Origin of the sequence: Eggerthella sinensis (assembly GCF_003339815.1) — a bacterium.
In the GTDB taxonomy this organism is placed as follows: domain Bacteria; phylum Actinomycetota; class Coriobacteriia; order Coriobacteriales; family Eggerthellaceae; genus Eggerthella; species Eggerthella sinensis.
The window spans coordinates 1-22,247 of the sequence record NZ_PPTT01000008.1 but is presented as its reverse complement, the minus strand read 5'-3'; the positions used below and the strand labels follow the sequence as shown (position 1 = coordinate 22,247).

Genomic DNA, 22,247 nt, shown 5'->3' with positions numbered 1-22,247 from the left:
AACGGGTTCCGTACGGTTACGAGCCCGTGATCTAGCGCAGGAACCGCGAACCCACCTTGAGCGCCGGCGGCAGGATGGCCGGCTGCAGACGCTTGCGCACCCGCTTGAGCTCCTCGGGGATGGCGATGCCTTGCGGGCAGTGCTTCGCGCAGGCGCCGCACTCGATGCAGTCGCTCGCCCAGCGCGTGTCGCCGCCCATGCCGCCCGAGCACAGCACATACTGCTTCACGCCGTCGTACCAGCCGAGGGCGTACGAGGCGTTGTAGGCGGAGAAGCACCCGGGGATGTTGAGGCCCTTCGGGCACGGCATGCAGTAGTTGCAGCCCGTGCAGGGCACCTTGTTGATGTCGTTGAAGATGCGCACCACCTCGTCGACGACGGCGAGCTCGTCCGCCGTCATGGCGCCGGGGAGCGCGCGTTCGGCCGCGGCCACGTTCTGCGCGATCTGCGAAGCCTCGTTCATGCCGGAGAGCACCATGGTGACCTCGGGGTGGTTCCACACCCAGCGCAGGCCCCATTCGGCCGCCGTTCGCTGCGCATCGGCGCGCTTCAGCGCGGCGGCGGCTTGCGGCGGCAGCCCGCCGGTCAGCTTGCCGCCCAGCAGCGGCTCCATCACGAACACGGGCAGGCCCTTCTCGGCCGCGCGTTTGAGTCCGGCTCGTCCCGCCTGGTAGTTCACGTTGACGTAGTTGTACTGAATCTGGCAGAAGTCCCAGTCGTAGGCGTCGAGCACGCGCCCGAAATCGCCCTGCGACCCGTGGTAGGAAAATCCGATGCGCAGGATTTCGCCCGTGCGCTTCTTCTCGGCGATCCACCGCTCGATGCCGAGCGCGACGAGCCGCTCCCACTGCTCGCAGCTCATGATGTTGTGTATAAGGTAGTAGTCGATGCGGTCGGTGCGCAGGCGCTCCTTCTGCTCGTCGAAGTACCGGTCGAAGTCCTTGTACGCCGTGCAGTTCGCATGGGGCAGCTTGGTGGCCAGGAAGATGCGGTCGCGCAGGTTGTGCTCTTCGAGGATGGCGCCCACCGCCTCTTCGTTGCCGCGGTAGAGGTAGGCGGTGTCGAAGTAGTTGACGCCCTGCTCGACGGCATCGAGCACGAGCGCCTCGGCCGCTTTCATGTCGATGCGCCCGAGCGCGGAGGAGGGGAAGCGCATGCAGCCGAAGCCGAGGGCTGACAGCGTGTTTCCGCTTCGAGGGTCGGTGCGGTATTGCATGGCTTCTCCATTCCCTGGTAAAATAAGTTGCAGCGTGCAATTACTATAAGTTGCGTGCTGCAACTTGTCAAGGCCGCATGCGGCGAGAAAGGCGGGACAGTCCATGGGATTCAAGCGAGCGCGCACCGACGAGCAGAAGCGCGAGCGTCTGGCGGGCGCGGTGGATGCGGCCGACCGTCTGCTCGACCGCTTTCCGTACCGCGAGATCACCATGACGTCCATCGCCGACGAGCTGGGGTTCTCCCGCGCGAACCTCGGGCACTACGTCAGGACGAAGGAGGAGCTGTTCCTGCTGCTGTACCTGCGCGACCTCACCGCCCTGCACGACGAGCTGGGTGCGTTGGCGGGGGAGGACGATGGGGGCGCCGCCGGGGACGGCGATGGCGATGGCGGCGAGGGTGCCGGGGACTTCGATGGGGGCATCGAGGCGTTCGCCGTGCGGTTCGCCGCCGCCTGCGGGCGCCATCGCAACGTCGGGCGCGTGGGGGCGCTGCTCACCGCCATCGTCGAGACGAACGTGGACGTGGAGCGCCTGGCGGCGTGCAAGCGCGAGATGATGCAGCTGTCGCTGGACAGCGCGCGCCTGTTCGCGCGGCGCTTTCCGTTCCTGTCCGACGAGGACGCCATGAACCTGGTGATGGACCTCGTCCATTACGTGGCCGGCCTGTACCCGGCGGCGTACCCGCTCGAGGTGCAGCGCGAAGCCATGCGCCGCGCCGGCTTCGAGCAAGCCGAGCGCTCGTTCGAGCAGACGCTCGCTCGCTTCACGGCGGTGCAGCTCAACGGCTACCGCGCCCTTGCGACGGGGTAGGGGAGCGGCTCAGGCGCGGCGTGTCGGGGTCGGTGAACATGAGCGCGACGGCCACGCTTGCCAGGAAAATGCCCAGGAAGCCCCGCTGAAACGCGTTCGATGCGGCCTTCGTCCGATCCTTCACGAAGCGCTCGTCCCATACGCTGAACACGGAATCCACCGGTCCGAGCATCTTGTACCACCAGAAATACGGGAACCCCGCGAAGAACCCGAAGTTGAGCGGATTCATATGGCCAAACGGTGTCAACGGGGAGATACAACCGGTACCTTCGGAAAAGTTCTTGACTTTCTAACGGTACCGGTTTATCTTTCTAACGGTACCGGTTGAACCGGTACCGGTCAAACATGAAACGCGACATGAAAGGAGGCACGCTATGGATAGAGGATTTGAATTGCTCGAGAAGCTCACCGTGGTGCAGTGGCTGCTGCAGCGGACGCGCCATCGCGCTCGCGCCGAGTCGGGCCCCGTGGTGGACCCGACGTGCGGACAGGGCAGGATTCTCGCGCTGCTCAAGCTGAAGGACGACGTGAGCACGAAGGACCTGTCGATGGTGCTCGGCATCCGCGTCTCGTCGCTCAACGAGATGCTGGCCAAGCTCGAGAAGAACGGCTACGTGGAACGCCATCCGTCCGAGGACGACAAGCGCGTCATGCTGGTCACGCTCACGGAGAAAGGGCGCGACGCCAACCAGGAGGAAGACGGCCCCGCGTCGCTGTTCTCCTGCCTGTCCACCGAGGAGCAGGAGCAGCTGGGCGACTACCTCGACCGCATCATCGCGGCCCTCGAGGACGCGATGGGCGAGGACGGTCGGGCCACGCTCGAATTCGCGCGCCGTCGCCGCGACGACCTGTTCGCGCACCTGCACGGCGGTCGGATATGACCCGCGCGTCCGAGCCGCGCGCCGTGCGGCACGTCGAGCTCATGTGCGAGGCGGACAGCCATCAGATGCAGGCCGCGCGGTTGATCAACCCGGCCTTCCGCATCGCCGACCGCAACGACATCGACACGCTGTGCGCCCTGCGCTGCGCCCAGTCGCTCGAATATTGGGGCATGGATTCCTCGTTCGACTCCCACGCGTTCCGCACGGCCACCGAGGCGTACCTCGAGGAGAACCTGGGAACCCGCATCCTGTTCGGCATGATCGAGCAGGGCTCCGAGGTCGTGTCCATCTCCGGCCTCGAGATGAACGACCGGCTGCCGGCCATCGGCGGGCAGGGAGGCGGCGGCTTCTACGCCGAGCGCGGCGCCACCATCGTGAGCTGCTACACGCCGAAGGAGCATCGGGGACACGGCTACATGGGCCAGATGCTCGATATCTGGATGTCGCTGGCCACGCTGTTCAACGTGGACGCGCTCTACCTGGAAAGCCACAACCCCTCGATGCAGCGCATGGCCGAAAGCGGCGGGTATCACCAGGTGTCAAGCAAGTACAAGCTCTCGCTGGAAGGCGGTATCTCCTATGCGCAAACACTCGGAACCTCGGAGCGAATCGAACTCGACGCCCGATCCTAAGCTGCTCGTGCGCATCGCCTCGGGCGAGGTGGACGTGCACGAGCTGGGCGGCTCGCCACGCGACCGCAAGAAGACGGGCGGCGCACGCGGATGGCTCGAACGACATCTCTGCCGCTAGCATCGCCGCGAAAAGGACGTCTGCTTCCCGCCGTGGGGTGGGAACCTGCACGCGTTCTCCTGATCAGAAGGCCCCCTGCGCGTTGAAAACGCTGTGGTATAAGTAAACGAGGAACGATCCATACAACGATACGTTGAATCCTGATAAGGAGCATGATGGGGACCTCGGCTTTGGGTGAGCGGCAGCTCGATAGATTCAGGCTGCATCTGATTGAGGAGGAGCGGTCGGCGAACACGATCGAGAAGTACCTGAGGGATGTGCGGGCTCTCTTCGCCCAGTATCCTGGGGAAACGAGATTCTCGAAGGAGATGATCCTCGACTACAAGGGAAGGCTGATCGGGAAGTACAAGTCCACGAGCGTGAACAGCATGCTGGTGGCGCTCAACCAGTTCTTCCGGTTCTGCCAGCGAGAAGACCTGCGCGTCAAGCTCGTGAAAATCCAGCGGTCCGCGTTCAGGGAGCACTGGAAGGAATTGACGCCAAGCGAGTACAAGAAGCTGGTGCGCGCCGCCCAGACGAAGCAGAAGGAGCGCCTCGGGTTGCTGCTGCAAACGATTTGCAGCACGGGCATCCGGGTGAGCGAGCATCGCTTCATGACGGTGGAGGCCCTGCAGGCGGGCATGGCGCGCATCGCGAGCAAGGGCAAAGAGCGCACGGTGTTTCTGCCCGATAAGCTTCGCAAACGTCTGTTGAAGTATTGCAGGAAGAAGAAGATCGCCTCGGGACCCATTTTCGTGACGCGGAATGGCAATCCGATGAACCGCTGCAATATCTGGGCGGAAATGAAAGCGCTCTGCGAAAGTGCCGGCGTGGACGCGCGGAAGTGCTTTCCGCACAATCTGCGGCACCTGTTCGCGTTGGCGTACTACCGGCTCGAGAAGGACGTGGTGCGCCTGGCCGACATCTTGGGCCACGCGAGCATCGAGACCACGCGCATATACACCTCCACCACCGACGCGGAGTGTATTCGCTCTCTGACCAGGCTAAACTTGCTCATATAAAAAAGAACATCACATAATGAGCATTATGTGATGGAAAGGAAGGAGCCCATCTGGGCCGATGCGAAACTGAGGGAGGCGGCTGCCTTTTCTTGCGCAGCCTGAAGTGTGCCGGTGGCGTCGTGCGCCGCTCGACAAGTTGATCAACAGGGCTTTCAGATCATTGCGTCGATCTGCCTTGCAAAAGCATACCCCCCGGTGCATAATGAACCGGTAAGCAGAATACATACAAATAGAGCTTCATCACATAATGCTCATTATGCAGTGAAGCGCTCATGGGGCACACCTGCCGTAAGGCAGCGTCGCAAAGCTAGAGGGGCTTACCCGCGCGGGACGGCATCGGGAAGCTAGCCAGTTGCACACCTTGACACCAGCTTTGCAGAGAGAGGGCTGGCTTGCCGCGCGAAACGCCCTCCGATCGAACCGCATGCAGGGCAGGGCGTCGCGAAGGCGCAGAGGGGAGCAAAACGATGAAGGGGAGCGCCAGCCAGGTTCGCCGCGTTTCGAACCGGGGCTCGAGCCGGGGACGCGCCCGCGGGATTTCCGCGTCGAGCATCGTGGGCCTCGTGCTCTGCATTGTCTTCGTTCCCGTGATCCTGGTGAACGCGGCCCTGATTGCGGGCAGCTTCCTGCATCCTGACGAGTTGCCCGGCGTGTTCGGCGTCAAGCCCGCCGTGGTGCTTTCGGGCTCGATGGAGCCCACCATTCAGACGGGGGACCTGATAGCGGTCACCGACTGTGATCCGACGGCGCTGCACGAGGGCGACGTGGTGTGCTACCTCTCGTCCGGCAAGGCCATCACCCATCGCATTGCGAGCGTGACCGCGGGCGAGGACGGACAGCTGCGCTACGTGACGCAAGGCGACGCCAACAACGCGGCGGACCGGCTGCCTGTGACCGTCGATCAGGTGCAGGGCGTGTGGAACGGCATGCGTCTGCCGGGGGTGGGCAACGCCATCCTGTTCATGCAGACGCCTGCGGGCATGGTGCTGTTCATCGTGTGCCCGTTGGCGCTGTTCTTCGCATGGGACGTGTGGCGTCGACGCCGCTTGGACAAGGCCGAAGAAGCGCGCACCGCCCAATTGGAACGGGAGCTGGCCGCTCTTCGGGAGGAGCGGGCCTTCGGGCGAAGGGGCGTCGACGAGCCCTGATGGGGTATGCATAGGTTCGCCTTTCTGCGGGCACAGCGCAGGAGGGCGAACCTTGTAGAACCGGGTGCGAGGCGCGCCTGGGATAGACATGCTGCAGGTGCACGGGAGCCGTGCCTGGGCCGACAACCGACGATATGGTTCCCGTGACAGAGAAAGCGAGGGTGTGCAATGACGACGAAGAAGAAATCTTACGCATCGCGCCTCGGCATCTTGGCGTTGGTGCTTGCGCTCACCAGCACCTGCCTGCTCGGCGGCACCATGGCGAAGTACGCCACCGAGGTGACCGGCACCGGTAGCGCAACGGTTGCCAAGTGGAGTTTCGAGGTGAACGGGGAGACGGCGACGATGGCTACGGTCGATCTTGCCAATACGAATTACTCCAACGTGAAATCGAAGACAATCGCGCCGGGCACCAAGGGTAGTTTTGACATCGAACTTGATGCGAGCGGGAGCGAAGTGGCAGTGGATTACACAATCGCATTCAAGAACCTGAGCAATAAGCCCGCCGGCTTGAAGTTCTATTCAGATGCCGCGCGAAAGACCGAAATTAGTTTGACGACAGGCCTGACGGGTACGATCGCATTGAGCGACGTGAACACCAAGCTCACGAAGACCATCTACTGGGAATGGCCGTATGACGCCGACAATACGGATATTGCGCAAACGGGCTCGACGATGAAATTCGACATTGCTGTCACGGGCGCGCAGCAGACGCCCGCTACTTCCTAGCAACAGCAGCCTCCGTCCCCTGTGCCGGGGCGGGGGCTCAGCCTTTGGCGAAGCGCGCGGCGTACTGGCCGCGCTTTTCGCCAAAGGCTGAGGCGCGTTTCCCGAGAGGAGGGACCAGCGTGGGACAAGCGAACGAACCTTCATTGCAGGAGGACGGACGGGGAAGACGGCGCCGGCTGTTGCTGGCGCTGCTGCTTCTTGTCGCCTTGACCACCACGAGCATGGTGAGCTACCTCCTGGGTCGCAGCGCCTCGGGGCCCCTCGGCCAGGCGACCGATACCATTCAGCTTGCTCCCGAGGAGGCTTCGACGCGCACGGCGACGCACCTCACCGGGCAGGTGGCGTACGAGGACGGTTCGCCCGCTGCCGGATTGAAGCTCGAGCTTCACAGCGACCCCATCGTGACGGAGGCTGACGACGAAGGCGTCTTCCTGTTCCCCAACGTGCCCTTCGGAACGCATCGGATCATCGTGTACGGCCCCGACGGCTCCGTCGCGGCCGAGCGGCCCGTGTCCATCGTCCAAAGCAGCGATGAACAGGGAGTTTCCATCACCAAAGAGGGCGACGGAGGCTGCGCCATCACCGTCGCCGTCGACGTGAGGATACTGGAAATCGCCATCCGGTTGCAGGATGACGGGTTGGATATCCTCGCGACGGGCTGCACCTACGCCAACGGCGAAGGGCGGGTGACTACGCCCGCGGGTTCCGTCTCGGTGGAGAGCGGGGTCGTGGTCACGCCGAACGGGCACGTGCATCTGCCTGACGGCACCATCGTCATTCCGCGCAGCGGCCGCAACGCCGCCGCCATCATCTTGCCGGACGATACCGTCATCTATCCGGATGAGCAGGTGGACGGATCGGGCTACACCGTTGCCACGGACGGCACGGTGGCACTTGCTGACGGAACCGAGATACGGCCGGGCGGACAGGTGGTCACGTCGGACGGTGCGACGCACGGTCCGGGCGAGGGCGGCATCGTGGTTTCGGGCGGCAGCGTGGTGACGCCCATCGGGGGCTCCTCGTCGGGCGGTGGGAACGCGCCGTCCGGCCCGCCGTCGGATAGCGACTCTCCCGGCTCCGTCGCGGGCCCCGTTCGCGATCTCCCCTCGGCAGGAAGCGGCTCCTCAGGCGGCGAGGCTCCCTCAACCGGTGATTCCCCGGGCGGCACCACGGGCGACGACCCTTCGACAAGCGACGATCCTCCTTCGGGCGACAACCCGTCGAGCGGTTCCCTTTTCGTGTACGGGGAGAACCGCGGCGGTTACGCCTCGTGGACGCAGAACAGCGTGATCGACCTGTTCTACAACCGGACGAGCGGCGCGCAGGAGCCGATGGCGCCCGGTTCCTCGGGTTCCTACCGGTTCCTTCTGCAAAACTCGCGCGCTTCGCGGCTGAACGTCACCATCTCGCTGAGCGAGGCCGGCCTCCATGTGCCGCTTGCGTTCACGTTGACCCCGCTCGACGCCGACGGGCGGCGCCTCGCCGACCGAGCCGTTGCCGGATCGCTGTCGGCGCGCGGCGGGCTCGCGCTGCCCGCCGCCGTCGCCGGACACGCGATTGCCGGCTACCGGTTGGATTGGGTGTGGCCGGCCGAGGGCAACGACGCGGTGGATACCGCCATCGGAAGCGGCGAAAACCTCGTCTACCTGCTGTCCATGACGATCCATGCGGAGGAATCATGAACGATTCGCGCGGAAAGGAAGGGTGCGTCGGATGAAGAAGCATGAGACTGCCGGGCGCATCGTCCGATCGCTGCTGTGCCTCAGCCTTGTCGCTGCCGCGGTGCTGGGTATCGCGTACGCCCGGTACCTGCAGGAGGTGCAGGGGAGGGCTTCGGCGTCGGTTGCCGCGGTGGCGTTGGACATGGCGGGTTCGTCCGGCACGCTCGACGTGACCGCGCAGCTGAGCGGCATGCGTCCGGGCGATGCGCGCACGGTGGAGTTCGCCGTGACGAACGCGAAGGACGGCGTCGTGAGCGAAGTGGACCTGACCTACGCCGTATCCCTTGCCACATCCGGCAATCTGCCGCTGACGTACGCGCTCGATCCGAAAAGCGGCAGCGGCGATACGGCGAACTACGCACGGGCCGCTGCGGGCGCGGATCTCGTTTGGACCGGAGGGCTGCTTCCCTTCGGCCCCTCCGGCGTCGGCGTCACGCACACCTACGTGCTGAGCGTGATGTGGCCTGCCGGTCAGGCAGCCGAGCGCTTCGCCGACGAGATCGATCAGGTGACGCTGACAGTGGACGCGCAGCAAGCAGAACCGCAGACAACGTAGATGAACAGGAACCGAACCATGCCACGACCAAGCCTGCATACGCCGAAAAAACGCCGTCTGCTTCCTGCCGCGGTGCTGCTCGCGGCTGCGGCCTTGCTGGTGTTCTCCGGCATGGCGGTTGCCCGCTACGTGCTGCAGCAACAGGAAGACGGCGTCGCGACGGCCGCCGACTTCTACCTCACGAGCGACTACCTGAAGGAGAGCAGCGAGGGCGCATCGTACTTCATCGACCCGCAAGCCGCCAGCGTTTCAATCGCATTGAGCAACTCCGCCGATGCGCAACGGTTCACCACGGGGGACATCGCCTATGACGTCGAAGCGAGCGGCGCTACGGTGACGGACGGCGGAAGCGGCACGCTGCCGGGCGGCATGCGGAGCGATGCAACGCTCGCCGTCGCGCCGACGGAAGGCTTGTGCACGCTCACGGTGACGTCCCGCGCGCCCTACGCGAAGGTGCTCACCGCCACCTTCGTGCGGGCGCAGGGCAACCGCTTTCGCGTGGAGGACGCTGCGGGAAACGCCGGCGCCGTGCTCGCCATCACCTGCACCGACAGCGGGGGCCCGGTGTCCCTCGTGCTTCCTGCCGGCGTGGTGCCCGATGCCACCGATCAACGGGTGACCTCGGCGAACGGTGCGTGCTCGTTTGCCCCCGACGGGCCGGGCGTGTATTCGGTCGTGCTGCTCAAATCGGATAAGACCATCGTGTTGGCGCAGGACGAAACGTCTTTTGCCAATAGCATCGAGGTAGGCGGTTCGCATGCAACGCTGTAAAGGGAGCACCGTGAGGATGCGCGCCGGTTTTCCGCAGCGCGTCGTAGCCGCGCTGATGGCGCTCTGCCTTGTGTTGGGCCAGTTGAACGGCGGGTCCATCGTCGCCTACGCGATGGACGACGGCCCGGTGAGCGTGCGCGTCGGCACCGGCGTGACCGCCGAGGTGGCGGACGGCGTGCTGACCCTTTCCGGCACAGGCGATACGGACGACTTCACGGCTGAAAGCGCGCCGCTCGCGGCCTACGCAGCCGACATACGCGCGCTCGAAATCGAGGAAGGCGTCACGTATCTGGGCTCGTATCTGCTGTACGGGCTCGGCGAGCTGGGCGGCACGCTGACCTTGCCGAGCAGCATCGTCGGATTCGGCGAGGGCGTCTTCTCCGGAGAGAGTCCGGAGGAGTCGCCGCACTTCGCCGCCATCGACAATCGCTTCGCGTCGGGCGAAGTAGTGCGGCAGGAGCAGGGCTACGCGGTCGAGCGGGTGGAGCAGCAGGATGTCGCGCACTCGGAAACGCTCTTTTGCGAGGGGCAGATGGGCACGGTGACCTGCTCAGACGAGAACACGTCCTTCCTGGAGGCCGCGCTGTCCGCCGGCTATCAGAGGGTCGGCGACGAGGAAGCGGGCGCGTCGGAGGGCGAGATGGCGGACGGGGCGAACGATGGGGCCGACGACGAGGTGGCGGACGCCCCGCTCGACGAGGCGCCTGTTCCGTACTCCGAAGCGGTCGACGTTCAAACCGCGGCAACCACCGTCTACGTGGATCAAACGAACGGCAACGACGCGAACGACGGAGCCACCGAGGCCGCCGCCGTGCGAACCCTCGATGCGGCAGCGCAGCTGCTGATCACAACTGCCGAAGGCGGAACAGTGGAAACCAACCGCATCGTCATCGTGGGTACGTATAATCGCTCGGATGCGGAAGTGAATCTGCCGGCTGTTCCCTTCACGCTCTCGGGCGCAACGGGGGCGGTGTTCGGCGCTTCCCAGCCAATCTCCGGCGACTACCCCCTGTACGTGCACGCTGACTTCTGCTTGGAAAACATCGAGATCAAGCTGATCAACCATATATACGCAAACGGGTACGACCTCATCGTCGGAGAAGGAATATCGGGTACCAGCCTGTACCTTTACGGCTTCGGCAACAATGCTATCGAAGCGAACGGCAGGACGGCGGCGCATATTACGGTGAAGAGCGGCAGGTTCGAGCGCATCATCGGATACGTGAGAAGCAAAACGCCCTCGTTGGATTGCACCGGTTACACCTCCAGCATTTCGGTGGAGGGCACTGCGAAGGTGACCAGGATCGTCGCCGGTAGCGCGAGCGGAGAGATCCTGAACGCAAACGTGAGCATCGAGGTGCATGGTGGAACGGTGGGCGAATTGATCGGGGGAAACCAGGGGTATCAACAAAATCCCGCTTCGTTTACCGGAACGACGACGATCAACGTCGACGGAGGCGATGTCGCCAGTCTCTACGGCGCAGGGTCCGGCCGCAATCAATCCATCCCCACCTATCTGGGCCAGCTTCGCATCGGCGTGACCGGCGGAACCGTGCAGAACCTATACGGCGCCGGCTCTGCAGCGTATGTCGTCAGCAACGATGCCGCAACTTCTCAGGTGTCCATTTCTGTGTCTGGAGGGAAGGTGGGCAACCTGTTCGCGGCCGGCAAAGGGTGGGAGTCGACGCTCAATGGGACCATTACCTCGGATCAGGGGATGGATCTTGCTGGCAGCCTCACCGGGAACGCCTCGATCGTCGTCGACGGTGCGGCTTCCGTCGGAAACATCTACGCGAGCGGCGAGGGGTACCTGCTTGCCAGCAGCGACCGAACCAAACACAACGCCTACTTGAGCGGCACCGCGCTCATCGACGTGCGCGGCGGAACCGTGACCGGCAGCATATACGGCGGCGGCAAGGGCATCGCCGAAGCCGGCTACGAAGAATGCGCTCGCGTGACATCGGGTTCCGACGTGCAGGTGAAGGTGAGCGGCGGCACCGTGCAGGGCAACGTGTACGGCGGCGGGCAGCAGGGCTTGGTTGAGGGTGCTACCTGCGTGAACATCGAGGGCGGCACCGTTAACGGCTCGGTGTACGGCGGCGCCCTGGGGACCTCCGGCGCCGTGCTGGTTTTGGGCGGCTCCACGGTCAACATGACGGGCGGTTGGGTGCGCGGCAACGTGTACGGCGGCAGCGAGCTGAGCGACGACGGGGCGGCCCTTGCGGAGGGTGCATCCATGCCGGACTTGATCGTGGCCAACCTGGTGGGCGGAACGGTGAGCGGCAACGTGTTCGGCGGCGGGTACCTGGGCAAGGTCAACGGCTCCACCCATATGCACATCGGTATGGGGGCGATGGGCGCCTGCGCGTATTACGCTGCCCATCCTGACGAGATCCCCTCGCTTACGGCATCGGCTCTTTCCATCGGCGGCTCGGTGTACGCGGGCGGCGATTTCGGCGGCGACGGAACGGACTACAACACCATCACCGTGGAAGGCACCTCTCACGTCTACGTCGATGGCACCGGCTACGACACCGGAGCCGGTGCCGGGGACGTCGGCATGACCGTCAGCGGCGGCGTGTTCGGCAGCGGCGCTTCCTGCGACGCGGGCAACACGCGCCTCGTCACCTTGAGAAACTACGGTGCGGTGGTTGCCGGCGACGACGGCACAGCGACGGGAACCACGCGCACGCTGGCGGCCATCCAACGCGCCGACCGCGTGCTGCTGCTCAACTCGCACGTGCGGCTGACGGGCCAGTCGGATGCGGCCAACACCGATCAGACCACGCTCTATTCCCTCAACCGCATCGGCGACCACGGCGTCGTCGACGGGTTGGGCGCGCTGGGCAACGGCCTGGTACTGCAAGGCGGCAGCACGCTGGTTCTGGAGTCGCCCGCCATGGAGCTGGCCGCTTTCCGCAGCTTGGACGCGGCGGGAGACGAAGTGGGATTGGCCGCCATTGCGGGGTGCGCCAACACGCTGCTGCTCGACACCGGCACGCTGCTGCGCGTGTCGTGCACCGACGAGGGTGGAAGCCGGCTGTACGGCCCGGTGCGGGGCTTTGCGCGCCTGCTGGCGGGGGAGTCTGCGGAAGGCTACGTGTACGCCCGGATCGCGCCGGACGGTGCGGACGGCGGATTCGTGGACAAGGCGGATGCGGAGATTTCGTTCACGGAGGTGAGCAGCGCTTCTCTGCCCTATCGCTATTGGGAGGTGCGCGGAGCGGGCGATGCCAACGTGACGCGTCAGACGGTGCTGACCGCCCGCACGCTGAGCAGCGGCGACGTCGGGTACGGCGCCGACGGATACGCCGTGGCGAAGGGCGTGATCGAGCTGCCTCCCGCCGATCAGAATTCGACGTACACGGTGAAAAGCGTCACGGTTGCCAACACCGCGTTGACGCTGGTGGAGGCTGCGAGGGCGGGGCAGGGGTCCGATGCTGCGTGGAGGACGTCGGCGGACAACGCCGCCGATGGAAGCGGCTCGCCGGTGGATGTGAGCGCGCAGCGGACGGCCATGGCGAGCAGCCCGCTGACCGCGTTCGGTCTCTTCATGAAGACGGGCGACGGGTTCAGCGCCGCGTCCACCGACAAGGGCAAGATCGTGTCCGCGCTGTCGCTCGCGTCGGGCTCGAATACGGTGATCGGCGCGCAAACGGCCGGCGGCGTGACCGGCGACCATGTCGTTCCTCAAATCGAGTTCTACCTGACCTACTTCAACAGCGGGATCACCGCGAGCCGCGATCTAGGCACCGTGACCATCGAATTCGAGCGCTCGGTGAACGGGTCGGTGCAGGAAACCACCACGGCGAACGTGCAGATTGTCACGAGGACCACCAACCTCTCCTCGCTCGAAGTGGACCTGTACGCGACGCAGGCGGGAACGTATACCGGCAAGCTCTACATTCCCGCGGGCGCCAGCCGGAAGCTGACGCTGACGGGCGTCGCAGCAAGTCAGGGCGCCTCCCTCGTTGCGGGCGGCGCGAGCTTGAACGGCAATGAATTCGCGGTTTCCCTGCGGGCGACGCGAAACCAGGGCTGGCAGTCGGCGGGGCTCATGGAAAGCTCCTGCGATTTGGGAGGGTTCCAGGCAGCCGCTCCGGTGGCCATCGGCACCACGGACAGCCGTTACGAAGCCCCCATCGAGTTCGTGCTGACGAACGCCGGCGGGTTTCCGGCGAAAACGCAGGACGTCGTCAGGCTTGCGCTGAAAGACGAAAGCGGCGATGGTGCGGAAGTTGCCGTGACCGTGCGGGTTCATTGGGAGGAATCTGCCGTGAGCTCGGTTGCGGTAGGAGCAGGACGGCAGTACAACGGCCTGTCGTCGTCGGCGAGCTCGACGATTTCGCAACGCAGCGCGCTGACGGCCGCGTTCGCGTTATCGAAAACCCTTTCCGTGAGCGCGTGTTGGATCGAGTTGCAGGACGCGAGCGGCGCGGCCGCCGCGCTGCCGCCGGGCGCGGAGCTCACGCTGCTGAGCGGGACCGGGTACTACCGCTACCGGGCTACCGGCGCTGAGACGGGCGCGCAGGTCAAGTTGGGCAGCTTCGTGTCGATGAGCACCGGTGCGAGTCTGGTGGGAAGCGTGAGCGAGTCCGTTGCGGTGATCGTGGATTTCGGTCCCTCGACGGAAAGCCTTGCGGTGGGGGACTACAGCCTGCGCCTGCGCAACGAGGGCACGGCCGACAGCCTCGGTGCCGACTGCACCGTGAACAACGCGCATGCGACGCTGTCGCTCGCTGGGGGCGACGGGCCGTCACGGGGAGCCCATGCGTTCGACCTGGCTCTTTCGGCGAACAGCGACACGCGGTTTTCCGATGGGGCCGCCGTGGTGCTCTCGCTTGGCGGGGACGGAAGCTTCCCGGAGGGAACGGCGTTCGTTCTCGACGGCACCACGTATTATGCGAGCGGCGGCAAGGCGTACCTGCCCTTGTCCGGCTCCGGACCCTGCACGGTCACGGTGGACACCGCCGACACGGCCGGGCTGCCAGCGGGTTCGTACGCGCTTGTCGCGCAGGTTTTCCCGACGGGGGCGAGCGCGGGAAACGCGAGCGCGCTGTCGGCGCAGGCGAGCTTCGACGTCGAGCAGAACCCGTCGTACGGGCTCACCGTGTCGCTCGACCCGGGAGCGAGCCGCGTCGTTTCAGCGGGCGATGGGCTGACCTTCACGGTGGGCTATTCGGTGCAGCATGCCGGCGTTGCGTCGCCCGCCGTGGCGGTGAGCGTCCAGAAAAAGACGGACGGCGGCTACGAGGATGGCGCCGCCTGGACGGTTTCGGGCAACGATGCCCTCGGCGCAGGCTCGGGCACGCAGGCTCTCGTCGTCACCGTGCCCGATACGCTCGACCCCGGCACCTACCGCCTCCTCTTCACCCTCGGCGACCAAACAGCCCCCTACAACCTCATCGTGTCCGGATGAGGTTGTAGGGACGAGGTCGGAGAGCTAGGGGCGCGAGAAGTCGTTGACGAGGACGGTTTTGCCTTGGGCGTGGTGACGTGCGACGTGGGCGACGGCATCGGCGGCGGCGCTCAGGGGATAGACGGCTTCGACGAAGGGCGTGACGGCGCCGGCGGCGGCGAGCGCCGTGACCTCGGCCAGAAGCGAAGCCTGGGGCGCGAAGGGGAAGGCGAACCAGGTGAGCCGCTTCGAGCTGCCGAGCGAGCGCACGGGGCCGGCGAGGCCCGCCATGCCCTGCTTCGCGTCGCCGACGGCCACGTACGTGCCGCCCGCGGCGAGCAGCCGCCGGTAGACGCCGAGGGGGTTGCAGCCGTTCGCGCCGATGATGACGTTGTAGCGGCCTTCCGCCTGTGCGAAGTCCTCCTTCGTGTAATCGATGACGCGTTCGGCACCGGCCATGCGGGCGGCTTCGAGGTTGCGCGTGCTGCACACGCCGGTCACGTGCGCGCCGGCCGCCTTCGCGCACTGCACGGCGAAGAGACCCACGCCGCCCGACGAGCCGTACACGAGCACGCGCTGACCCGCTTCGACCCCCGCCTTACGCACGGCTCCCAACGCGGTGATGCCGCCCACGGGCAGGGCGGCCGCCTGCTCGAACGACAGGCGCGCGGGCTTGCGGCATGCCAAACGCGCGTCCACCGCGACGCATTCGGCCCAGGCGCCCGAGGTGCCCGTGCAGGCGAGCACCTCGTCGCCCGGGTGCAGGTGCGCAACATCCGCGCCCACCGCCTCCACGATGCCCGCCAGTTCGCCGCCTGGCACCGTTCCGCGGCCTATCAGGCCGGCGAACCGCGCCGCGAGCGGTGCTCTCCCGCGCTCGTCGCGCGCGAATCCCGCGGTATCGCCCGCGCTGAGCGCCGCCGCTTTCACCCGCACGAGCACCTCGTTCGCTCGGAGCGTCGGCACGGCGCGCTCCACCGCCTGCAACGCTTCGGCGGGGGACGCCCCCGCGGTATGCACGATCGCCTTCATGCTGCCTGCCTCTCAACGTGTCACACTTGTAACCCTTTACGGTTCGGACTATAGTGAGACCCGGAGAACGGGTCAACGACCTGGGAAGAAGTGCTACAACCGACGGGGGAGTGTGACGCGCATGCCGAAGGAAAACCCACAAAAGGAGGTTTCGCGCGGCCGGATCGTCGCCGCGTTGCTGGACCTGATGGGCGACGGCACGGCGTATCGGGACGTCAGCGTGACGTTGCTCGCCGGGCGGGCGGGGCTGTCGCGCCGCACATTCTACCGGCACTTCGCGTCGGTGGATGCGGTGCTCGACGCGCGGCTGCGCGATCTGGGGGCCTCGTTCGCGGCGCGCGCGACGACGGCGCTCGGTGCGGAGAGGCGGTTGGGCGACCTCGCGTTCGCGTACTTCTCGTTTTGGGAGCAGCACGAACCGCTGCTCGTGCTGCTGCGCGACAACGAGCTGCTGCACCTGACGGGTTCGAGGTTCGGGGAAGGTACGCGCGACGCGCTGTTCGCCGGCGGGGAAGCGGCGGGCGATTCGTCGCTCGCGTACCTGTACCGGTTCATGGCGGGCGGCATGTCGAGCATGCTCGATCAGTGGGTGCGCGACGGCTTCGAGCGCACGCCGCGCGAGCTCGCCGCCCTCGCCGACCGGCTCGCCGAGCATCTGAGCGTCGCCCCCGTGTGATCGCAGGGGTCGTGCCGCCGCGCGCGTGACGATCTTGCAAAAACCATCGTTTGTTCGATCATCGAAACCGTCGATGCTGGTATCATGTCATCGACACAATCGAGCGCATTTCCATCTGATAAGAGGCACAAGATATGGCATTCGTCCATCTGCACAACCACACCGAGTATTCCCTGCTCGACGGCCATACGCACATCTACGACATGGTGAAGCGCGCCGCCGATCTCGACATGCCCGCCGTTGCCATTTCGGACCATGGCGTGATGTCCGGCGTGCCGCAGCTGTGCGAGATGTGCGACAAGGTGGAGGAGGAGACGGGCAAGCGCGTCAAGCCCATCTACGGCTGCGAAGTGTACTTCACCATCGACGAAGAGCTGCGCAAGGACACGAAGCCCAAGCTCTACCACCTGCTGCTGCTCGCCAAGACGAACGAGGGCTACCACAACCTCGTGCGCCTCGTGAGCGAGTCGCACGTCGACAACTTCTACTACAAGCCGCGCACCACGTTCAGCATGCTGCAGAAGTACGGCAAGGGCATCATCGGCTCGTCGGCGTGCATCGCCGGCATCATCCCGAAGCTGCTCGACAACCGCCAGGTCGACGAGGCGGTGGAGTGGGCCAAGAAGTTCGCCAGCTGCTTCGAGCCGGGCGACTTCTACATCGAGCTGCAGAACCAGGGCATCCGCACCGACGCCGGGTTCACGCAGACCGAGCTCAACCACATGCTCACCGACGTGGCGAAGGCCGCCGGCCTCAAAACCATCGCCACGAACGACTTCCACTACCTCACGCGCGAAGACGCGCGCGCTCAGGACTACATGCTGTGCATCGGCACGGGCGCCGCCTTCAACGACGCCAACCGCATGCGCTTCGAGAACGACCAGTTCTACATGAAAACCGAAGAGGAGATGCGCGAGGCGCTCAAAGACTTCCCCGAGGCGTGCGACAACACGGTCGAGGTCGCCGAAAAGGTGAACGTCGTGCTCGAGCGCGACTCCATCCTGCCGCGCTTCCCCTTGCCCGAGGGCGAGACCGAGGAGAGCTACTTCCGCAAGCGCGTGCAGGAAGGCCTGGTCAAGCACTATGGCGATCCCGTTCCGCAGGAGGCGCAGGAACGCGCCGACTACGAGATGGGCATCATCATCCAGCAGGGCTTCCCGGCGTACTTCCTCATCGTGCAGGAGTACATCGAATGGGCGCGCAGCCAGGGCATCGGCGTCGGGCCGGGCCGTGGTTCGGCCGCAGGCGCCATCGTGGCGTACGCCATGGACATCACCGCCCTCGACCCGCTGTCGAACGGCCTGCTGTTCGAGCGATTCCTCTCGCCCGAACGCGTGGAGATGCCCGATATCGACGTCGACTTCGAGCAGGGCCGCCGAGAAGAAGTGATCAACCACATCAAGGACGTGTACGGCGAAGACCACGTGTCCCAGGTTATCACGTTCGGCACCCTGCAGGCCAAGAACGCCGTGCGCGACGCCGCGCGCGTGCTGGACTACCCCTACAGCACGGGCGACAAGATCACGAAGATGATCGGCGACGAGCTGGGCATCACCATCGACAAGGCGCTGGCCACGAACCCCGATCTCAAGAAGGCCTACGACACCGAAGAGGACGTCAAGGCCGTCATCGATGCCGCGCTGTCCATCGAAGGACACGTGCGCGGCGAGGGCGTGCACGCGTGCGCCACCATCATCTGCCGCGACCCGATGAGCGACCACGTTCCTATGAAGCGCGACACCAAGGGCGGCGGCATCATCACCCAGTACGACGGCCACTACACGCCTGAGCTGGGCTTGCTGAAAATGGACTTCCTCGGCCTGCGCACGCTCGACGTGCTCACCATCGCGTGCCGCAACATCGAGCAGCGCTTCGGCACGAAGGTGGTTCCCGAAGAGATCCCCATCGACGACGAGGCCGCCTTCAAGCTCATGCAGTCCGGCAACATGGACGGCCTGTTCCAGGTTGAGGGCGCGCTGTACGTGAGCCTGTTCGCACGGCTCCCACCCACGCGCTTCTCCGACATCGTCGCTTCGATCGCCCTCAACCGTCCGGGCCCGTTGGAGTCCGGCATGGTCGACGACTACGTGAAGGTGGCCAGCGGCAAAACCTCCATCCACTATTACGACGAACGCCTCCGCCCCATTCTGGAGGAGACGTACGGCACCATGGTCTACCAAGAGCAGATCATGCAGATCTCCATGGCCATGAGCGGCTTCTCGGCAGGCAAGGCCGACAAGCTGCGTAAGGCCATGGGCAAGAAGAAGCTCGACATCATGCGCCTGCTCCAGGCCGACTGGAACACGGGCGCGGTGGAGAACGGCTACTCGCTTGAGATCGCGAAGCAGATCTGGGAAGACGCTGAGAAGTTCGCGAAGTACGCGTTCAACAAATCGCACTCGGCCGCATACGCCATCCTGGTTATGCGCACAGCGTATTTGAAGGCGCACTATCCGAACGACTTCATGGCCGCCGTGCTGTCGTCGTACATGGGCAACACCGACCGCCTCATCCGCTACATCGCCAGCTGCAACCACAACGGCACGCCCGTGCTGCAGCCCGACATCAACTCGTCGAACGAGGAGTTCACGCCGGTTGAAGAGGGTATCCGCTTCGGCCTGGTCGGCGTGCGCGGCGTGGGCAGGAACGTGGCCGAGGCCATCATCGCCGAGCGCGAGGCGAACGGCCCGTTCACGTCGCTGCACGACTTCGTGAACCGCCTCGATACGAAGTGCTACAACCGCAAGACGCTCGAAGCGCTCATCAAGGGCGGGGCGTTCGACTCGACGGGCTACACGCGCAAGCAGCTCATGTACTTCATCGACGAGACGCCGCTGCTTGAAAGCGCGTCGAAGCGTCAGAAGGACCGCGAGCGCGGCCAGGTGTCGATGTTCGACCTGTTCGGCGACGACCCCGATTCGGGCTTCGAGGAAGAGATCCCCGAGCCGGACGGCGTCGAATGGCCCAAGCGCCAGCTGTTGTCGTTCGAGAAGGAGATCATGAAGATCTACGTCTCGGACCACCCGCTGCGCCCGTACGAGGGCACCATCGCGCGCATGACGAAGTTCTCCATCGGGGACTTGGCCGAGCGCACGAAGGAGATCAAGTCCGCCGTGTTCGTGGGCATGATCTCGAACGTGGTGACGAAGCTGACGAAGCGCGGCACGAAGATGGCCACGTTCACCCTCGAGGACACGACAGGTCACGTGGAGTGCATCTGCTTCAAGTACGAAGAGAACGCCGAGGCCATCCAGGAAGACGCTATCGTGAAGGTGAAGGGCAAGTTCGAGGCGAACGACCGCGGCAACCAGATCATGGCGTTCGAGGTGGAGGTCATCGAACTCAACGAGGCCGACGCCCGCCCGTCGCATCTGGAGCTGCGCGTGGCCATGGCCGACTTCGACCAGTCGAAGTCGCTGCGCCTGAACCGCATCTTGAAGTCGTATCCGGGACGCGACGGCGTGGTGCTGTTCGTGCAGCAGAACGACGGCCACAAGTTCCGCGCCGAGCTGCCCGTGTCGGTGGATTCCCGCAGCCAGATCCTCCGCTCGGAGATCCAAGAACTGTTCGGCCCAAGAGTGTGGAGAGCGTCGTAGAGCATAGGGCGCGGGAATGCCTCTTCCTTATATGGCGCGGGAATACCGTAAGGGACCGGGGCGTCGCTTCCCGCGCCGATCGCACGCCGCGCCCGTAACGAATCGGCGCGGCACGCGCCCGTCGGCCCGCAGGTCGAACCCCGCGCCAGGGAGGGGGAACGGGAACAAGCCCCGCGCCAGGGAAGGAGAGCGGTGCCGACCCCGCGCCGAAGAAGGAGAGCGGTGGCGACCCCGCGCTATTCAACAATTTGGCAAGCGCATTCCGGCTCCGCTTCGCAGCGGGGCCGGGTTCGTTTATGATACCGCCTATGAATACGGAAACCATGACATCACCCATCGCGCGAGAGCGCCACGCGGCAGCGCCCGACGTTGCCGAACGAGCCGTGCGTGACCACACGCTGGCCCTCACCCTGTCGTACAACGGATCGCCCTTCAGCGGCTTCGCCCGCCAACCGGGGCAGACCACCGTGCAAGGCGACCTCGAAGACGCGCTGCGCCTGCTGTTCAGGCGCGACGTGGAGACAACTTGCGCCGGCCGCACCGATGCGGGCGTGCATGCGCTCGGTCAGGTGGTGAGCTTCGACGTGAACGACCTCGACATCGCGGGTCGATCGCTGCCCAGCTTGCGCCGCTCGCTCAACGCGCTCACCCACGACGCTATCACCGTGCGCGAGGTGGAGCCGAAGAAGCTGGGCTTCTCGGCGCGCTTCGACGCGCAGGCGCGCGAGTACCACTACCATCTGTGCGTGGACTCCACGAGCCCCATCTTCATGAAGGACTTCTCGTGGTTCGTGCCCGGCGGCCTCGACCTCACGGCCATGGAAGCGGGCGCGCAGCATCTGCTGGGCGAGCACGACTTCAAGAGCTTCTGCATGGCGGCCTCGGCCGAGGGCAAGCCGACGCACCGCAACGTGCGCGAGATATCGTTCCATCCCGAGACGGTCATGGGCGAGAACCTCATGTCCATCAAGGTGGTGGGCAACGCGTTTCTGCATTCCATGGTACGTACCATCGTGGGCACGCTCGTGATGGTGGGCAAAGGACAGCGCGACGCCGACTGGGTGGGCGAGGTGCTGGCCGCGTGCGATCGCCGCGCTGCGGGCGAAAACGCCCCAGCTCAGGGGCTCGTATTCTGGCGAGTCATCTACTGACGTGCTACAATAGGCGCTCGGTTACCTGAAGGCGGCAAATCATGTTTGGCAAATCAACGGAAAAGCGCGTCATGCGCGAGGCGGACAAGATCATTTCCCTCAAAGAGGATATGGATGCCATCTCGTGGACGCGCGTGCTCGAAATAGGCAAGCTCCTCCAAGAAGGCGTCGAAGAGGCCGACCGCGTTGCGCTCGCGCGCGAGCTCGTGTCCATCGCCCAATCCAACCGCACGCTCAATGCCCGCTTGGGCATCGAGGCCGCGCCCTCCTCGGGACACGTCATGGCGTCGGGCATCGAGGTGATGGAGGGCGGCCTTGCCGAAGCCGCCATTGAGGAACAGGTTGAGAGCAAGGCGCTCCCGGCTGCGGACGAGCAGCCTGCAACGACGCCCGAGCTCGTCGAACCGGCTGAGCCGGTTGAGCCGCGCGTGAGCGTGCCCGTGGTGGAGGCGCATCACGCGTACGAACCGAGCGAGATCGACTTCCAAGCTGCGGAAGTGCGAATGGAATGCGAGCTCGTGGCGAAGAACGATCCCGACGAGGACGATTTCATCGAGGCGGCGCAAGCCGTGATGAGCGAAGACGCGGAGCCCGAACCCGAACCCGAGCCCGAGCCCGAGCCGACGGCACCGTCGGAGCCGGTGACGCTCGAGCAGCTGCTTGCCGCCACGGCGGAGCTTGAGGAAGCCGTGGACGAGCTGACGGCGGCGGCCGCAACGCTCGACGAGCCGCAAGTAGCGGACGACCCCACCGAGCCCATGAAACCGATCGCTGCGGAATCCGCTTCCGAGCCTGAACCTGCCCCTGAGC

At 65.3% G+C, this 22,247-nt stretch carries 17 protein-coding genes and 1 riboswitch; of the genes, 14 read left to right on the top strand and 3 right to left on the bottom strand.

The window, feature by feature from the left end; all coding sequences use genetic code 11:
- Positions 1–31: 31 nt before the first annotated feature.
- Entirely contained in the window at positions 32–1,216 is a 1,185-nt protein-coding gene (locus tag C1876_RS06060; RefSeq protein ID WP_114545825.1) for an aldo/keto reductase, read from the bottom strand.
- Positions 1,217–1,319: 103 nt separating this feature from the next.
- Between C1876_RS06060 and C1876_RS06055 the strand changes: the two genes are divergently transcribed.
- Positions 1,320–2,027: a TetR family transcriptional regulator gene (locus C1876_RS06055; RefSeq protein WP_114545824.1), complete on the top strand. Its 708-nt coding sequence runs from the start codon at positions 1,320–1,322 to the stop codon at positions 2,025–2,027.
- On the opposite strand, the gene C1876_RS06050 is transcribed toward C1876_RS06055, so the two are convergent.
- Complete coding sequence (locus C1876_RS06050; RefSeq protein WP_114545823.1) at positions 1,996–2,256, bottom strand: hypothetical protein; 261 nt, start codon at positions 2,254–2,256, stop codon at positions 1,996–1,998. The two genes, C1876_RS06055 and C1876_RS06050, sit on opposite strands and share 32 nt — an antisense overlap.
- Positions 2,257–2,401: 145 nt before the next feature.
- On the opposite strand from C1876_RS06050, the gene C1876_RS06045 reads away from it, so the two are divergent.
- From C1876_RS06045 to C1876_RS06005, 9 genes are all read left to right on the top strand, one after another.
- Positions 2,402–2,908, top strand: a complete 507-nt coding sequence (locus tag C1876_RS06045; RefSeq protein WP_114545822.1) for a MarR family winged helix-turn-helix transcriptional regulator — start codon at positions 2,402–2,404, stop codon at positions 2,906–2,908.
- The gene (locus C1876_RS06040; protein ID WP_114545821.1) at positions 2,905–3,540 is read left to right on the top strand and encodes a GNAT family N-acetyltransferase; all 636 of its coding nucleotides are present in this window, start codon (positions 2,905–2,907) and stop codon (positions 3,538–3,540) included. Before C1876_RS06045 ends, C1876_RS06040 begins: the two co-directional genes overlap by 4 nt.
- A 270-nt stretch (positions 3,541–3,810) precedes the next feature.
- Positions 3,811–4,659, top strand: a complete 849-nt coding sequence (locus C1876_RS06035; RefSeq protein WP_211309513.1) for a tyrosine-type recombinase/integrase — start codon at positions 3,811–3,813, stop codon at positions 4,657–4,659.
- Positions 4,660–4,925: 266 nt separating this feature from the next.
- Positions 4,926–5,019, top strand: a riboswitch (cyclic di-GMP riboswitch).
- Positions 5,020–5,126: 107 nt separating this feature from the next.
- Entirely contained in the window at positions 5,127–5,807 is a 681-nt protein-coding gene (locus C1876_RS06030) for a signal peptidase I (RefSeq protein WP_114545819.1), read from the top strand.
- A gap of 168 nt (positions 5,808–5,975) precedes the next feature.
- The gene (locus C1876_RS06025; protein ID WP_114545818.1) at positions 5,976–6,536 is read left to right on the top strand and encodes a hypothetical protein; all 561 of its coding nucleotides are present in this window, start codon (positions 5,976–5,978) and stop codon (positions 6,534–6,536) included.
- Between the two features lie 119 nt (positions 6,537–6,655).
- Positions 6,656–8,218 carry a hypothetical protein gene (locus C1876_RS06020; RefSeq protein WP_148044521.1) on the top strand — a complete coding sequence of 521 codons (1,563 nt, stop codon included), beginning with the start codon at positions 6,656–6,658 and terminating at the stop codon, positions 8,216–8,218.
- Positions 8,219–8,249: 31 nt separating this feature from the next.
- Positions 8,250–8,813, top strand: a complete 564-nt coding sequence (locus tag C1876_RS06015) for a hypothetical protein (protein ID WP_114545816.1) — start codon at positions 8,250–8,252, stop codon at positions 8,811–8,813.
- Between the two features lie 18 nt (positions 8,814–8,831).
- The gene (locus tag C1876_RS06010) at positions 8,832–9,584 is read left to right on the top strand and encodes a hypothetical protein (protein ID WP_148044522.1); all 753 of its coding nucleotides are present in this window, start codon (positions 8,832–8,834) and stop codon (positions 9,582–9,584) included.
- Between the two features lie 10 nt (positions 9,585–9,594).
- Positions 9,595–15,003 (top strand): beta strand repeat-containing protein, encoded by a 5,409-nt coding sequence (locus C1876_RS06005; protein WP_148044523.1) that lies wholly within the window; start codon positions 9,595–9,597, stop codon positions 15,001–15,003.
- 24 nt (positions 15,004–15,027) lie between these two features.
- On the opposite strand, the gene C1876_RS06000 is transcribed toward C1876_RS06005, so the two are convergent.
- Complete coding sequence (locus C1876_RS06000; RefSeq protein ID WP_114545813.1) at positions 15,028–16,014, bottom strand: NAD(P)-dependent alcohol dehydrogenase; 987 nt, start codon at positions 16,012–16,014, stop codon at positions 15,028–15,030.
- A gap of 121 nt (positions 16,015–16,135) precedes the next feature.
- On the opposite strand from C1876_RS06000, the gene C1876_RS05995 reads away from it, so the two are divergent.
- From C1876_RS05995 to C1876_RS05980, 4 genes are all read left to right on the top strand, one after another.
- Complete coding sequence (locus C1876_RS05995) at positions 16,136–16,690, top strand: TetR/AcrR family transcriptional regulator (RefSeq protein WP_158544633.1); 555 nt, start codon at positions 16,136–16,138, stop codon at positions 16,688–16,690.
- A 134-nt stretch (positions 16,691–16,824) separates the two neighbouring features.
- Positions 16,825–20,286: a DNA polymerase III subunit alpha gene (gene dnaE, locus C1876_RS05990; RefSeq protein ID WP_114545811.1), complete on the top strand. Its 3,462-nt coding sequence runs from the start codon at positions 16,825–16,827 to the stop codon at positions 20,284–20,286.
- 323 nt (positions 20,287–20,609) lie between these two features.
- Entirely contained in the window at positions 20,610–21,437 is an 828-nt protein-coding gene (gene truA, locus C1876_RS05985; protein ID WP_319638249.1) for a tRNA pseudouridine(38-40) synthase TruA, read from the top strand.
- 41 nt (positions 21,438–21,478) lie between these two features.
- The coding region (locus C1876_RS05980) for a hypothetical protein (protein WP_114545809.1) at positions 21,479–22,247 on the top strand (769 nt) is incomplete at its 3' end.